Source organism: Xanthomonas sp. D-36-1, from assembly GCF_017746155.1.
Lineage (GTDB): Bacteria > Pseudomonadota > Gammaproteobacteria > Xanthomonadales > Xanthomonadaceae > Xanthomonas > Xanthomonas cissicola.
On sequence record NZ_JAGHWR010000057.1, the window covers coordinates 97,607 to 111,902 of the forward strand.

11 protein-coding genes are annotated in these 14,296 nt (G+C 65.0%); all 11 read left to right on the top strand.

The features are described from left to right. Positions 1-213 precede the first annotated feature (213 nt). Positions 214-1,131, top strand: a complete 918-nt coding sequence (gene kdgD / locus J7367_RS15750; RefSeq protein WP_057661612.1) for a 5-dehydro-4-deoxyglucarate dehydratase — start codon at positions 214-216, stop codon at positions 1,129-1,131. Further along, on the top strand, positions 1,131-2,711 hold the full coding sequence (locus J7367_RS15755) for an aldehyde dehydrogenase (NADP(+)) (protein WP_007967641.1): 1,581 nt from the start codon (positions 1,131-1,133) through the stop codon (positions 2,709-2,711). The genes kdgD and J7367_RS15755 overlap by 1 nt, the downstream gene beginning before the upstream one ends. A 116-nt stretch (positions 2,712-2,827) precedes the next feature. Continuing rightward, positions 2,828-4,207 (top strand): MFS transporter, encoded by a 1,380-nt coding sequence (locus tag J7367_RS15760; RefSeq protein ID WP_057661613.1) that lies wholly within the window; start codon positions 2,828-2,830, stop codon positions 4,205-4,207. A 19-nt stretch (positions 4,208-4,226) separates the two neighbouring features. Further along, complete coding sequence (gene gudD, locus J7367_RS15765) at positions 4,227-5,582, top strand: glucarate dehydratase (protein WP_057661616.1); 1,356 nt, start codon at positions 4,227-4,229, stop codon at positions 5,580-5,582. A gap of 76 nt (positions 5,583-5,658) precedes the next feature. Further along, a complete protein-coding gene (locus tag J7367_RS15770) occupies positions 5,659-6,930 on the top strand; it encodes an OprD family porin (protein WP_057661631.1) in 1,272 nt (423 codons plus the stop codon). 36 nt (positions 6,931-6,966) lie between these two features. Then, on the top strand, positions 6,967-8,508 hold the full coding sequence (gene garD, locus J7367_RS15775; RefSeq protein WP_057661618.1) for a galactarate dehydratase: 1,542 nt from the start codon (positions 6,967-6,969) through the stop codon (positions 8,506-8,508). Between the two features lie 90 nt (positions 8,509-8,598). Then, positions 8,599-8,979, top strand: coding sequence for a RidA family protein (locus J7367_RS15780; RefSeq protein ID WP_057661620.1), 381 nt, complete (start codon positions 8,599-8,601; stop codon positions 8,977-8,979). A 34-nt stretch (positions 8,980-9,013) separates the two neighbouring features. Continuing rightward, positions 9,014-11,167: an ATP-dependent DNA helicase RecG gene (recG, locus tag J7367_RS15785; protein WP_057661622.1), complete on the top strand. Its 2,154-nt coding sequence runs from the start codon at positions 9,014-9,016 to the stop codon at positions 11,165-11,167. 115 nt (positions 11,168-11,282) lie between these two features. Beyond that, positions 11,283-12,221: a nucleoside hydrolase gene (locus tag J7367_RS15790; protein WP_057661624.1), complete on the top strand. Its 939-nt coding sequence runs from the start codon at positions 11,283-11,285 to the stop codon at positions 12,219-12,221. Between the two features lie 71 nt (positions 12,222-12,292). After that, positions 12,293-12,535 carry a type B 50S ribosomal protein L31 gene (locus J7367_RS15795; protein WP_005911911.1) on the top strand — a complete coding sequence of 81 codons (243 nt, stop codon included), beginning with the start codon at positions 12,293-12,295 and terminating at the stop codon, positions 12,533-12,535. A gap of 229 nt (positions 12,536-12,764) precedes the next feature. After that, the gene (locus tag J7367_RS15800) at positions 12,765-14,054 is read left to right on the top strand and encodes a citrate synthase (RefSeq protein WP_003486167.1); all 1,290 of its coding nucleotides are present in this window, start codon (positions 12,765-12,767) and stop codon (positions 14,052-14,054) included. Positions 14,055-14,296: the final 242 nt, after the last annotated feature.

A 14,296-nucleotide genomic window follows, 5' to 3' on the forward strand; every position in this document is an offset into this window, starting at 1 on the left:
CGTGCCGCGTTGCCGGGCGACTGACGGGCGCAACCATTGATAATTACAAAGGATCGAAAAAAGCGTTGCAAAGCAGTCATTTGCGATGCATTAACGCGACGCGTGACGCGGTTGATCCAATTGATGTATCAAACAATACGTCCTTTGGTTTGGACTAGCAACGATCTGCCGCCCCAGGATCAATCGCATCCCCCGCCCAGGAGCGTTTGCCCGATGAGCAGCAGATACACACCGACCGAAATGGCCCAGGCGCTTGGCTCCGGTCTGTTGTCGTTTCCGGTTACCCATTTCGATGCCGACCTGGCCTTCGATGAGCCCGCATACCGCAGCAATCTGGACTGGCTGTCTTCGCATCCGGCGGCCGGCCTGTTTGCCGCCGGCGGCACCGGTGAGCTGTTTTCGCTGACGCTGGACGAAGTGAACCGCGCGGTGCGCGCGGCAGTGACCCAGACTGCCGGCCGCATGCCGGTGATCGCGCCGGCCGGCTACGGCACTGCCATTGCGATCGAGATGGCGCAGGCCGCCGAGCGCAACGATGCCGACGGCATTCTGCTGTTTCCGCCCTACCTGACCGAGTGCGATGCCGACGGCGTGGCCGACCATGTCGAGCGCGTCTGCAAGGCGACCTCGCTGGGCGTGATCGTCTACGGTCGCGCCAACGCAAAACTGGACGATGTGACGCTGGCGCGCCTGGCCGAACGCTGCCCGAATCTGGTCGGCTACAAGGATGGCATCGGCGATGTGGATCGCATGACCCGCATCTATGCGCGGCTGGGCGACCGGCTGCTGTACGTGGGCGGCCTGCCCACCGCCGAAACCTTCGCGCTGCCGTATCTGGAAATGGGCGTTACCACGTATTCGTCGGCCATCTTCAATTTCCTCCCGGAATGGGCGCTGGCGTTTTACGCCGCCGTGCGCGCACGCGACCACACCACCATCTACCGCGAGCTCAACGACTTCGTGTTGCCGTATACGGTGTTGCGCAATCGTCGCGCAGGCTACGCGGTGTCCATCGTCAAGGCCGGCATGCGTGCGGTCGGCCGCCCGGCGGGGCCGGTGCGCACGCCGCTGGCCGATCTGACCGAGGCCGAATCCGCACACCTCAAGCAACTGATCGGAGGACGCCGCTGATGCATGCCATCCAGGGTGAATCGTTGATCGGGCAGCGCTGCGTGCAAGGCGCCGGTGCGCAATTTCATGCGGTGGATGCGGCCAGTGGCGAGTCGCTGCAGCCGGTGTTCGGCTCGGTGAGTGCGCAGGATCTGGAGCAAGCCTGCGCATTGGCGCATGCAGCTTTCGATCTCTATCGTGAAACCTCGCTGGAAGTGCGTGCGAAATTTCTGGAGACCATTGCCGAGCAGATCCTGGCGCTGGGCGATGCCTTGATCGAACGCGCCATGCGCGAAAGCGGCCTGCCGCGCGCGCGCCTGGAAGGCGAGCGCGGTCGCACCGTGGGCCAACTGCGTCTGTTCGCCAACGTGGTGCGCGAAGGCAGCTGGCTGCGGCCGCGCATCGATCCCGCGCTGCCGCAGCGCACGCCATTGCCGCGTGCGGATCTGCGCCAGCGGCATATCGCACTGGGTCCGGTGGCAGTATTCGGCGCGAGTAACTTCCCGCTGGCGTTTTCGGTGGCCGGCGGCGACACGGTGTCGGCATTGGCGGCCGGCTGCCCGGTGGTGGTGAAGGCGCATGGCGCACATCCCGGCACTTCGGAACTGGTGGGCCGCGCGATCCAGGCGGCGGTGGCGCAGTGCGGCTTGCCCGAGGGCGTGTTCTCGCTGCTGTTCGATGCAGGGATCGAAATCGGTGCGCAATTGGTGGCCGATGCACGCATCAAGGCGGTGGGCTTCACCGGGTCGCGTGGCGGCGGCATGGCATTGGTCAGGATCGCTGCCGCCCGCCGCGAGCCGATTCCTGTGTATGCGGAAATGAGTGCGATCAATCCGGTGTACTTGTTGCCGCATGCGCTGCAGGCGCGCGCGCCCGCACTGGGCAAGGCCTTCGTTGGTTCGTTGACCCTGGGCGCGGGCCAGTTCTGCACCAATCCCGGCTTGCTGCTGGCGATCGATTCGCCTGCGCTGGATGCGTTTATCGCCTCCGTCACGCACACGCTGCAGGAGGTGTCTCCGGCCGCCATGCTGACGGCAGGCATCGGCCAGGCCTATGCGCAAGGCGTGCAACGCCTGGCCGCACATCCGCAGGTCGCCACGCTGGCGCGCGGCGCAGCCTCGGCGACGGAGCGCTGCCCGGCTGCGTTGTTCGGTACCGACGCCGACGCATTTTTGGCCGATGAGGCGCTGCAGGCCGAAGTCTTCGGTGCGTCGTCGTTGCTGGTCCGTTGCAGGGATATCGAGCAGCTGCGCGCGCTGAGCGAGCACCTGGAAGGCCAGCTCACCGCCACCTTGCATATGGACGCAGCCGACACCGAGTTGGCCGCCGCGCTGCTGCCGGTGCTGGAGCGCAAGGCCGGCCGCATCCTGGTCAACGATTGGCCCACCGGCGTGGAGGTCTGCCACGCGATGGTGCACGGCGGCCCGTTCCCGGCCACGTCCGACAGCCGCAGTACCTCGGTCGGCACGTTGGCGATCGATCGCTTCCTGCGCCCGGTCTGTTACCAGGATCTGCCGGCGGCGCTGCTGCCTGCGGCGGTGGCCAACGGAAATCCCCTCGGACTATGGCGACGCATCGACGGCGCGCTGGGGCACGACTGACAACCGCAGCGGCAACCATGCCTGAGGCGTGCCGGAGGAGGGTCTGGTACGCCATCTGCAGGCGCCATTTGGAGTAGCGAAGCGCACTGCGCTTCCATCGTCATAGGTGAGGAACGATGATGGCTATCGATTCAAAGACGGTCGGTTCAACGACGGTTCCGCGCAGGCGTTACTTGATCCTGCTGATGTTGTTCGTGGTGACCACGATCAACTATGCCGATCGCGCCACCTTGTCCATTGCCGGTTCCGCGGTCCAGGATGCGCTGGGCATCGACGCGCTGCAGATGGGCGTCATCTTCTCCGCGTTCGGCTGGGCGTATGTCGTCGGGCAGATCCCCGGTGGCTGGTTGCTCGATCGGTTCGGGTCGCGGCGTGTGTACGGGTTGTCGTTGCTGGTCTGGTCGTTGTTCACCGCCCTGCAGGGGTTCATCGGCTGGGTGCCGGTGACCTGGGCAGTGACCACGTTGTTCGTGCTGCGCTTTCTGGTGGGTATTGCCGAAGCGCCGTCGTTCCCGGGCAACAGCCGCATCGTGGCGGCATGGTTTCCCACCGCCGAGCGCGGACTGGCTGCCTCCATCTTCAATTCCGCACAGTACTTCGCCACCGTGGCGTTCGCCCCGTTGATGGGCTGGCTGGTGCATGCCTGGGGCTGGGAACACGTGTTCCTGGTGATGGGTGGAGTAGGCGTATTGCTGGCGCTACTGTGGCGCAAGACCATCTACGCACCGCGCGAACATCCGCGTTTGAGCGCGCAGGAGCTGGACTATATCCAGCGCAACGGCGCACTGGTGGATATGGAGCAGGGCAACACGCCCGGCAGCCAGCCCAATGGCACGCAATGGCATTACGCCAAGCAGCTGTTGTGCAATCGCATGTTGCTCGGCGTGTACATCGGACAGTACTGCATCACCACGCTGACCTATTTCTTCCTGACCTGGTTTCCGGTGTATCTGGTCAGGGAACGCGGCATGTCGATCCTCGAGGCAGGCTTCGTGGCGTCGTTGCCGGCGGTCTGCGGATTCATCGGTGGCGTCTTGGGTGGCTACGTGTCCGACCGTATGGTGCGGCGCGGCTATTCGCTCACCGTCTCGCGCAAGACACCCATCGTGATCGGCATGCTGATGTCGGTGACGATGATCGGCTGCAACTACGTGCAGGCCGAATGGATGGTGGTTGGGCTGATGGCGCTGGCGTTCTTCGGCAAGGGCATCGGCGCGCTGGGCTGGGCCGTGGTGGCCGATACCTCGCCCAAGGAAATCGCCGGCCTGTCCGGTGGCCTGTTCAATACCTTCGGCAACATCGCCGGCATCACCACGCCGATTGTCATCGGCTACATCGTGTCCACCACCGGCACCTTCGAATGGGCTTTGGTGTTCGTTGGGCTCAACGCACTGCTGGCGGTGGTGTCCTATCTGGTGATCGTGGGCGAAATCAAGCGGGTGGAACTCAAGGCGCCGCCCGGCGGCCCGACGTTGCCCGTGCCCGCACTGCGTTGAACGTCTTCGGAGAATTCTCATGAATAGCCATACATCATCTGCAGGCATGGGCACCACGCCACGCGTTACCGACGTGCGCGTGGTGCCAGTGGCCGGCCAGGACAGCATGCTGCTCAACCTCAGCGGCGCGCACGCACCGTACTTCACCCGCAACGTGCTGGTGTTGCGCGATTCGTCCGGGCGCACCGGTGTCGGCGAAGTACCGGGCGGCGCTGCCATCGCCGGATTGTTGAACGAAGCGGCCGCCCTCATTCGCAACCGCTCCATCGCCGATTACCAGCGCATCCTCAACCAGGTGCGCACCGCCTTCGCCGATCGCGATAGCGCCGGACGCGGGCTGCAGACCTTCGATCTGCGCATCACCATCCATGCGGTCACCGCCATCGAAGCGGCGTTGCTGGATCTGCTGGGGCAATTTCTCGATCAACCGGTCGCCGCGCTGCTCGGCGAAGGCCAGCAGCGCGATGCGGTCGATGTGCTGGGCTATCTGTTCTTCATCGGTGACCGCCGCAAGACCGGGCTCGATTACCGCGACGGCAGCGCTGTAAGCGATGCCTGGGAAGCGGTGCGCGACCAGGAAGCCCTGACCCCTGCGGCGGTGGTGCGGCTGGCCGAAGCGGCGTACGAAAAATACGGCTTTCGCGATTTCAAGCTCAAGGGCGGCGTGCTGCGCGGCGAAGACGAGATCGAGGCCATCCACGCGCTGCATGCACGCTTTCCGCAGGCGCGCATCACCCTCGACCCCAACGGTGCGTGGTCGTTGGCGCAGGCCATCGCGCTGTGCCGCGACATGCACGGCGTGATGGCGTATGCCGAGGATCCGTGCGGGGCCGAGCAAGGTTACTCCGGCCGCGAAGTGATGGCCGAATTCCGTCGCGCCACCGGCCTGCCCACCGCGACCAACATGATCGCCACCGACTGGCGTCAGATGGGCCACGCCATCCAGTTGCAGTCGGTGGATATTCCGCTGGCGGATCCGCATTTCTGGACGCTGCAGGGCTCGGTGCGGGTGGCGCAACTGTGCCGCGACTGGGGCCTGACCTGGGGCTCGCATTCCAACAACCATTTCGATATCTCGCTGGCGATGTTCACCCACGTGGCGGCCGCAGCGCCGGGACAGGTGACGGCGATCGATACGCACTGGATCTGGCAGGACGGCCAACGTCTGACCCGCAACCCGTTGCAGATCGCCGGCGGTCGGATAACGGTGCCGGCCAAACCCGGCCTGGGCGTGGAGTTGGACATGGATGCACTCGACGCGGCGCATCGCACCTATCAAAGCCTGAGCCTGGGCGCACGCGATGACGCGGCCGCCATGCAGGCGCTGATTCCCAACTGGACCTTCGACAACAAGCGGCCGTGCCTGGTGCGCTGATGCGCACCGCTGCCTGCTGCCGGAGCGCCGGCAGCGGCACATGGCCGCGAGTTCGCCGCAGGTGGAGGACCGAGCAATGAAAACCATGATGGCAATCAGCGGCGCCGCGCTGCTGGCGGTCGGTGCGGCCGGGCGTGCGCGTGCGCAGCAGCCGGACGAAGGATTCTGGAATGGCGCATCGGCGGAGGTCACCGCGCTCAACTTCTACTACAACCGCGATTTTCGCAGTGGCGCAGGGCAGGGCAAGCGTGCCGAATGGGCGCAGGGCTTCGTGGTGGATGCCAAGAGCGGTTACACGCGTGGGCCGGTGGGGGCCGGGCTGGATCTGCTCGGCATCGGCGATTTCAAGCTCGACGGCGTGCGTGCAGAAGCCGGCACCGGTCTGCTTCCCAACAACGCCGACGGCACAGCGCAGCATGCATTGGTGCGTGTTGCGCCCACGCTCAAACTGCGCGCCTCGCAGACCGAACTGAAATGGGGCAGCTTCATTCCAAACGAGCCGTTGGTGCGCGCCAGCATCACCCGCATCATGCCGGAGACGTTCCAAGGCGTGACGCTGGAATCCAAGGACGTGCCCAAGCTCGACCTGCTGCTCGCACGCTTTACCAGCGCCTGGTATCGCGACGGCGATTCGCGCGTGCCGATCACCTTGACCAACAAGAACCGGCGCTTTCTGGGGACGCCGGATTCGGATGCGCTCGATCTGGTATCGGCGACCTACGCCCTGGCACCCGGCACGCAGCTGCGCTATCAAGGTGCCTTGATGGAAGACATCTACCGCCAGCAGCTGTACAACCTGATCCAGACGCGGAAATTCGGCAAGGACCAACTGCGCGTAGATGTGCGCTATTTCCGCACCGACGATATCGGCCAGTCGCGTGCCGGCCCGATCGACAACCGCATGGTCAGCAGCATGGTGTCCTGGCGCAGCGGTGACCACGAAGTCGGCGCCGGCTATCAGAAGTTATCCGGGCCCAGCGCCATGCCATGGCCGGGCGGCACCGATGGCAATGTCTTCAACTGGACCTTCATCAACGACTTTCTCGAACGTGGCGAACGCAGTTGGCAGCTGCGCTACAGCATCGACGGCAAGAGCATCGGCATCCCCGGTCTCAGCGTCATGGCGCGCTATATCAGTGGCGACAGCGCACGCCCGGCCACCTTTGCCGGCGAAGGCCGCGAATGGGCGCGCGATGTGTTGACCACCTACCAGTTCCAGAGCGAGCGCTTCAAGCACCTGAGTCTGATCTGGTTCAACGGCACCTTCCGCTCCAACTATCAGCGCAATGTCGATGAAAACCGCTTGATCCTGCAGTACCGGCGTCAGTTCGACAGCCCCGACCGCTGATGCCTTCCATCCCCCGTTTTGCAAGGTAGCCCCCCGATGTCCGCAACCCAGCAACCCACGCATTGGTTCAGCATCCGTGCCCATGCCCGCGACAACGTCCCCATCGTCGTCAATGATGATAGTGCGCCAGCCGGTGCCATCTTCCCGGACGGTCTGACCGCCATCGAGCACATTCCGCAGGGCCACAAGATGGCCCTGGTGGATCTGCCCGCAGGCGCGGCGGTGATCCGCCTGGGCGCGGTCATTGGCACGGCCAATGCCGCGATCGCGCGCGGCGCCTGGGTGAGCGAGCCGCTGCTGGACATGCCCGAGGCGCCCGAGCTGGCCACGCTGGACCTGTCGCTGCATCCGGCGCATGAATCCGAACCGCTGGAGGGCTACACCTTTCAGGGCTACCGCAATCGCGACGGGAGTGTGGGCACGCGCAACATCCTGGGCATCATGACCAGCGTGCAGTGCGTGGTTGGCGTGCTCGGGCATGCGGTGGAACGCATCCGGGCCGAGTTGCTGCCCAGGTATCCCAATGTCGATGACGTGGTGGCGGTCAATCATGTCTACGGTTGCGGCGTGGCGATCACCGCGCCGGAGGCGATCATTCCCATCCGCACGCTGCGCAATATCGCGCGTAGCCCCAACTTCGGCGGACAGGCGTTGATCGTCGGCCTGGGCTGCGAAAAGCTCGCACCGGAACGCTTGCTCCCCGACGATGCCGGTGCCGACGACAGCGCTGTCTACCGTCTGCAGGAAGCCAGCCTGGGCTTTGCCGACATGGTCGGCTCGATCATGGCCATGGCCGAAGAGCGGCTGCGCCATCTGGACCTGCGCCGCCGCGAAACCGTCCCGGCCAGCGAACTGGTGGTGGGCATGCAATGCGGCGGCAGCGATGCGTTTTCCGGCGTCACCGCCAACCCGGGCCTGGGTGTGGCCGCCGACCTGCTGGTGCGTGCCGGGGCCACGGTGATGTTCTCCGAAAACACCGAAGTGCGCGACGGCATCCATCTGCTGGTGCCACGCGCGGCCAACGCCGACGTGGCCAAGGCGCTGCTGCGCGAAATGGCCTGGTACGACACCTATCTGGCACGCGGGCAGGCCGACCGCAGTGCCAACACCACGCCGGGCAACAAGAAGGGCGGGCTGGCCAATATCGTGGAGAAGGCGATGGGCTCGATCGCCAAGTCCGGTTCCTCGGTCATCAATGGCGTGGTGCCGCCCGGCGAGCGGGTCAAAGGCCGTGGATTGCAGTACTGCGCCACCCCGGCCAGCGATTTCGTCTGCGGCACGCTACAGGTGGCTGCCGGCATGAACCTGCATGTGTTCACCACCGGGCGCGGCACTCCCTATGGCCTGGGCATGGTGCCGGTGATCAAGGTCGCCACCCGCAGCGAACTGGCGCAACGCTGGTCCGACCTGATGGACATCGATGCCGGCGGCGTGGCCACCGGCGCCAAGACGCTGGAAGAACTGGGTTGGGAGTTGTTCCAGCGCTATCTGGATGTGGCCAGCGGCCAGCGCACCTGGACTGAGCAGCATCGCCTGCACAACGACCTGGCGTTGTTCAATCCGGCGCCGATTACCTGAGTTGCCATACCCTGCGCCTTCACTGCGTTCGCTCAGCCGTCGCATGCGCCGATACAATGCGCGTTCGTTTTCAGTGTTGACGGAGTTGCCATGTCCCAGATCATCCATACCGACCAGGCGCCTGCCGCCATCGGCCCGTATTCGCAGGCCGTGCGTGCCGGCAACACCGTGTATTTCTCCGGCCAGATCCCGTTGGACCCGGCCACCGGCGAGATCGTGCCAGGCGACATCGGCGCGCAGGCGCGGCGTGCGTTCGACAACCTCAAGGCGGTGGCCGAAGCGGCCGGCGGCTCGCTCGACAAGATCGTGCGCCTGGGCCTGTATCTCACCGACCTGGGGCAGTTTGCTGCCGTCAACGCGGTGATGCAGGAGTATTTCCAGGCACCGTTCCCGGCGCGTTCGACCATCGAAGTCTCCGGCCTGCCCAAGGGTGCCGGCTTCGAAGTCGATGCGATGATGGTGCTTGAGTGATGGTGCTCGCGTGATCCTGCGCCGCTGATCGGCCGTGTCGCGCACGCGTGTCGTCACACCGGGCCTGGCCGTGGCCGGCCAGGCCCGGCTGTCCAGCCTACCCGGTGTCGGCCCGAAAGTGGCCGACAGGTTCGCTGCGCGCGGCATCCTGAGCGTGCAGGACCTGTGGCTGCATCTGCCGCTGCGTTACGAAGACCGCACGCGCTTGACCACCATCGCGCAGCTGCAAGGTGGCGTGCCGGCGCAGATCGAAGGGCGCGTGGAGGCGGTGGAGCGCGGCTTCCGCTTCCGGCCGGTGCTGCGCGTGGCAGTGTCCGACGCGTCGCATGGCACGCTGGTGCTGCGCTTCTTTCATTTTCGTGCGGCGCAGGTGGCGCAGTTCGCCGTCGGCACGCGGGTGCGCGTGTTCGGCACACCCAAGCCCGGGCAGTACGGCTGGGAGATCGTGCACCCCAGTTACCGCGTGCTCGCGCCGGACGAAGATGCCGGGTTGGGCGACAGTCTGGATCCGGTGTATCCGGTGCTCGAAGGCGTTGGCCCGGCCACGTTGCGCAAGCTCATCGGTCAGGCGCTGGAGCGTCTGCCGCCCGAAAGTGCGCTGGAATTGTTGCCGCCGCACTGGCTGCAGGACGAGCGATTGCCCTCATTGCGCGCGGCGTTGCTCACCATGCATCGCCCGCCGGTCGGCACTGATCCACAGCAACTGCTCGCCGGAGGCCATCCGGCCCAGCAGCGCCTGGCGATCGAGGAATTGCTGGCCCACCAACTCAGCCTGCGCCGGCAACGCATCGCATTGCAGCGTTTGCACGCGCCCAGCCTGCCCGGCAACGGCACATTGGTGCAGCAATTGCGCAAGGCGCTGCCGTTCCAGCTGACCGGCGCGCAACAACGCGTGTTCGAGCAGATTGCGCATGACCTTGCGCAACCCTCGCCGATGCTGCGGCTGGTACAGGGCGATGTCGGCAGCGGCAAGACTGTGGTCGCCGCACTGGCGGCAATGTTGGCGGTGGAGCAGGGCAAACAGGTCGCACTTGCCGCGCCCACCGAATTGCTGGCCGAGCAGCACCTCGCCAATCTGCGTAGCTGGTTGGAACCATTGGGCATCCGCATCGTCTGGCTGGCCGGCAAGGTCACCGGCAAGGCGCGCGCTGCAGCGATGGCCGAGGTCGCCTCTGGTCAGGCGCAGGTCGTGGTCGGCACGCATGCGCTGATGCAGGAAGCGGTAGTCTTCCACGATCTGGCGTTGGCCATCATCGACGAGCAACACCGCTTCGGCGTGCATCAGCGCCTTGCGCTGCGCGACAAGGGGGCGGCGGCGGGAAGCGTGCCGCATCAACTGGTGATGACCGCCACGCCCATCCCGCGCACATTGGCGATGTCTGCTTACGCAGATCTGGATGTTTCGGCCATCGACCAATTGCCGCCTGGCCGCACGCCGGTGCAGACGATCGTACTGAGCGCGGAGCGCCGGCCCGAGTTGGTCGAACGTATCCGCGCCGCCTGTGCCGAAGGGCGTCAGGCGTATTGGGTGTGCACGCTGATCGAAGAAAGCGAAGAACCCGGGAAAGGCGCGCAAGTCCAGCAAGGCGGGCCGCCACGCATCGAAGCGCAGGCGGCCGAAGTTACCTTCGAGGCCTTGTCGGCGCAGTTGCCGGGCGTGCGGGTGGCGCTGGTGCACGGCCGCATGAAGCCAGCCGAAAAGCAGAAGGCCATGCTGGATTTCAAGCAAGGCCGCAGCGACCTGCTGGTGGCCACCACCGTGATCGAAGTCGGCGTGGACGTGCCCAATGCATCGTTGATGATCATCGAAAATGCCGAGCGGCTTGGCCTGGCCCAGTTGCACCAGTTGCGCGGCCGGGTCGGTCGCGGTGCGGCCGCTTCCAGTTGCGTGTTGCTGTACCAGGCACCGTTGTCGATGATGGCGCGTCAGCGTCTGGAGACCATGCGCCAGACCAACGACGGTTTCGTGATCGCGGAGAAGGATCTCCAATTGCGTGGCCCGGGCGAATTGCTTGGCACCCGGCAAACCGGTCTGGCCAGTTTCCGCATCGCCGATCTGGCGCGCGACGCCGGCCTGCTGCCGCGCGTGCAGGTGCTGGCCGAACGTCTGCTGGCCGAAGCGCCAGACATTGCCGACCGCGTGGTCGAACGCTGGATCGGCGGGGCGGTGCGGTATGCGGCCGCTTGAGCGGCCGGGATTCGGGATTCGTAACAGCGCGGCGGCTGCGCGCTGCTGATTCGCGTGACTGGCCGATCCTTGCGAAGATGCCGCAACGAATCCCGAATGCCCAATCCCGAATCCCATGACTGACAAGATACCGCTGCTGATCGATACCGACCCCGGCGTGGACGACGCCTTGGCGCTGCTGATGGCCTTTAACGACAGCCGCCATGAGGTCGTCGGCCTGACCATCGCCGCCGGCAATGTCGGCCTGCAGTACACGGTGCGCAACGCCTTGAAGGTCTGCGAGATCGCTGGCCGCGCCGATGTGCCGGTCTACGCCGGCTGCCCGCAGCCGTTGCTGCACCCGTCGGTGGATGCGGCGCACGTGCACGGTCTCGACGGCTTCGGCGATATCGGTCTGGCACCGTCCAAGCGCACTGCCGAAGCCGAGCATGCCGCGCTCGCCATTCTGCGTCTGTCGCATCAACACGCCGGCAAGCTGTTGCTGGTCGCACTCGGCCCGCTGACCAACCTCGCGCTGGCACTCACGCTGGATCCGACCCTGCCGCAGCGCGTGGCGCGCCTGGTCGTCATGGGCGGGGCATTGACCGGGCATGGCAACATCACCGCCGCGGCCGAGTTCAATATCGGTTTCGACCCGGAAGCGGCGCATATCGTGTTCCGCGGTTTTCCGCAGTTCGACGTGGCCGACTGGGAAGCCACCATCGCGCACGGCCTGCTGCACCGGGACGTGGAACAGTGGCTGGCGGCCGATTCCGCCCGCGCCCGGTTCTACGAGGAGATCTCGCGCAAGACCCGGCTGTGGTCCGAAGACAGCCGCGGCGAGTACTGGTATGCCGCCGACGCGCTGGCGATGGCTTTCGCCCTGCACCCGGAAGGCGCGCAGCGGCTGGAGCAGCGCCCGGTACACATCGAACTGTCCGGTGCGCATACCCGTGGCATGACCCTGGTGGACTGGAACCGGCAGGGCGGGACGCCCGACAATGCAAATCTGCTGCTGGCCTATGACATCCAGCAGTTCTACGGGCTGGTAGGGGCGGCCCTGGCGGCGAACTGAGGCGACCTTGCACCGGCTGCCTGGGCGCAGCTATAATGCCCGGCTTATCCAGGCAGCCCGGCGCCAAGTCCATGAAAGATAACGTTCATCCCAACTACAAAGACGTCGTCTTTCACGACGTGACGTCCGATTTCAAGATTCTGACCCGTTCCACCATGACCTCGAAAGAGACCGTGAAGTGGGAAGACGGCCAGGAATATCCGCTGATCAAGGTGGAAATTTCCTCGTCCTCGCACCCGTTCTATACCGGCAAGCACAAGGTGATCGACACCGGCGGCCGTATCGACAAGTTCCAGAAGCGCTACGCGCGCTGAACTTGCAGGACGGGCTGTACCGGCAGCGGCCGCGCATTGCGCGGCCGTTGTTTTTTTGGGCGCTGAACGCTTCGCCTGTATGCCTGGCGCGACGCGTCTACGACTTCTGTCCAAGCGACGGCCAAAATGCTGCTGTGCGATAATGGCCTGATCCGAGGCGATGCCTTGGACTTCCATCACGTGCCTGCCCATGTGGGATCAGGCGCCTTCCACTGAAGGAGCGTACACAGTGTCCGATCTTGATCAGGTCACGCTCAACGCCGGCGACAAGTCGGTCGTTCTGCCGGTTCTCAAGCCCACGCTTGGCAATGATTGCGTCGATATCTCCAAGCTGACCAAAGAAACCGGTCTGTTCACCTACGACTCGGGCTTCACCGCCACCGCCAGCTGCAAGTCGGCCATCACCTACATCGATGGCGACAATGGCGTGTTGCTGTATCGCGGCTACCCGATCGAACAGCTGGCCGAAAAGTCCAGCTTCCTCGAGGTCTCGTACCTGCTGATGAACGGCGAACTGCCGACGGCGGACGAATTCAAGAAGTTCGACCACGAAGTGACGCATCACACGATGATGCACGAGTCGCTGAAGAACTTCCTCGGTGGTTTCCGTCATGACGCGCACCCGATGGCCATGCTGGCCGGCTCGGTCGCCTCGCTGTCTGCGTTCTACCATGACACCCTGGACCTCAACGATCCGGAGCAGCGCCGTCAGGCCGCCATCCGTCTGATCGCCAAGGTGCCGACCCTGGCGGCTGCCGCGTACCGTTATTCGATCGGCTGGCCGATCCGCTACCCGCGCAACAACCTGAACTACGTCGATCGCTTCCTGCACATGATGTTCGAAGTGCCGAGCGAGCCGCTGGAGATCAATCCGGTCGTTGCCAAGGCCCTGGATCTGCTGTTCATCCTGCACGCCGACCACGAGCAGAACGCCTCGACCTCGACCGTGCGTCTGGTCGGCTCGACCGGTGCCAACCCGTACGCCTCGGTCGCAGCGGGCATCACCGCGCTGTGGGGCCCGGCACACGGTGGCGCCAACGAAGCCGTGCTGAAGATGCTGGAAGAGATCGGCACCGCCGACAACGTCGAGTCCGCCGTGGCCAAGGCCAAGGACAAGAATTCCTCGTTCCGTCTGATGGGCTTCGGTCACCGCGTCTACAAGAACTTCGACCCGCGCGCCAAGATCATCCGTGAGATGACCCACAAGGTGCTGGGCGAGCTGGGCGTGAACGACCCGCTGCTGGAAGTGGCGCTGAAGCTGGAAGAGGCCGCGCTGAAGGACGACTACTTCGTGCAGCGCAAGCTGTATCCGAACGTCGACTTCTACTCGGGCATCATCTACAAGGCGCTCAATATCCCGGTGGAAATGTTCACCGTGATGTTCGCCATCGCACGCACCGCAGGCTGGGTGTCGCATTGGCTGGAACAGCAGGTCGACCCGGAAATGAAGATCGGCCGTCCGCGCCAGATCTACACCGGCTACGACAAGCGCGATTACACCGACAGCGCCAAGCGCTGATCGGCCCACGCGTACCTGCGTAAACGAACGCCCCGCCTTGCGGGGCGTTTGCATTTGGACGGTTGCGTGGCGGTGGATCTTCCAACAAAGCGGGACGCTGTGGTGGCGAGTGGCGAGTGCCAACCGGCGACCGGCGGCGCATGGCGCGACGGTTCGTCCAGTAGTGGCGAGTCCCGAATAAAACGAGCGCTGCCGCAGTGGCGTTGCGACGCCGGCTTAGAGAGTCCGCCCTGAACAATTCC

Coding starts and splice junctions, on each gene's coding strand:
- J7367_RS15760 (WP_057661613.1), top strand. CDS start 2,828: ATGATGGCTATCGATTCAAAGACGGTCGGTTCAACGACGGTTCCGCGC.
- J7367_RS15795 (WP_005911911.1), top strand. CDS start 12,293: ATGAAAGATAACGTTCATCCCAACTACAAAGACGTCGTCTTTCACGAC.
- kdgD (WP_057661612.1), top strand. CDS start 214: ATGAGCAGCAGATACACACCGACCGAAATGGCCCAGGCGCTTGGCTCC.
- gudD (WP_057661616.1), top strand. CDS start 4,227: ATGAATAGCCATACATCATCTGCAGGCATGGGCACCACGCCACGCGTT.
- J7367_RS15790 (WP_057661624.1), top strand. CDS start 11,283: ATGACTGACAAGATACCGCTGCTGATCGATACCGACCCCGGCGTGGAC.
- garD (WP_057661618.1), top strand. CDS start 6,967: ATGTCCGCAACCCAGCAACCCACGCATTGGTTCAGCATCCGTGCCCAT.
- J7367_RS15770 (WP_057661631.1), top strand. CDS start 5,659: ATGAAAACCATGATGGCAATCAGCGGCGCCGCGCTGCTGGCGGTCGGT.
- J7367_RS15780 (WP_057661620.1), top strand. CDS start 8,599: ATGTCCCAGATCATCCATACCGACCAGGCGCCTGCCGCCATCGGCCCG.
- J7367_RS15755 (WP_007967641.1), top strand. CDS start 1,131: ATGCATGCCATCCAGGGTGAATCGTTGATCGGGCAGCGCTGCGTGCAA.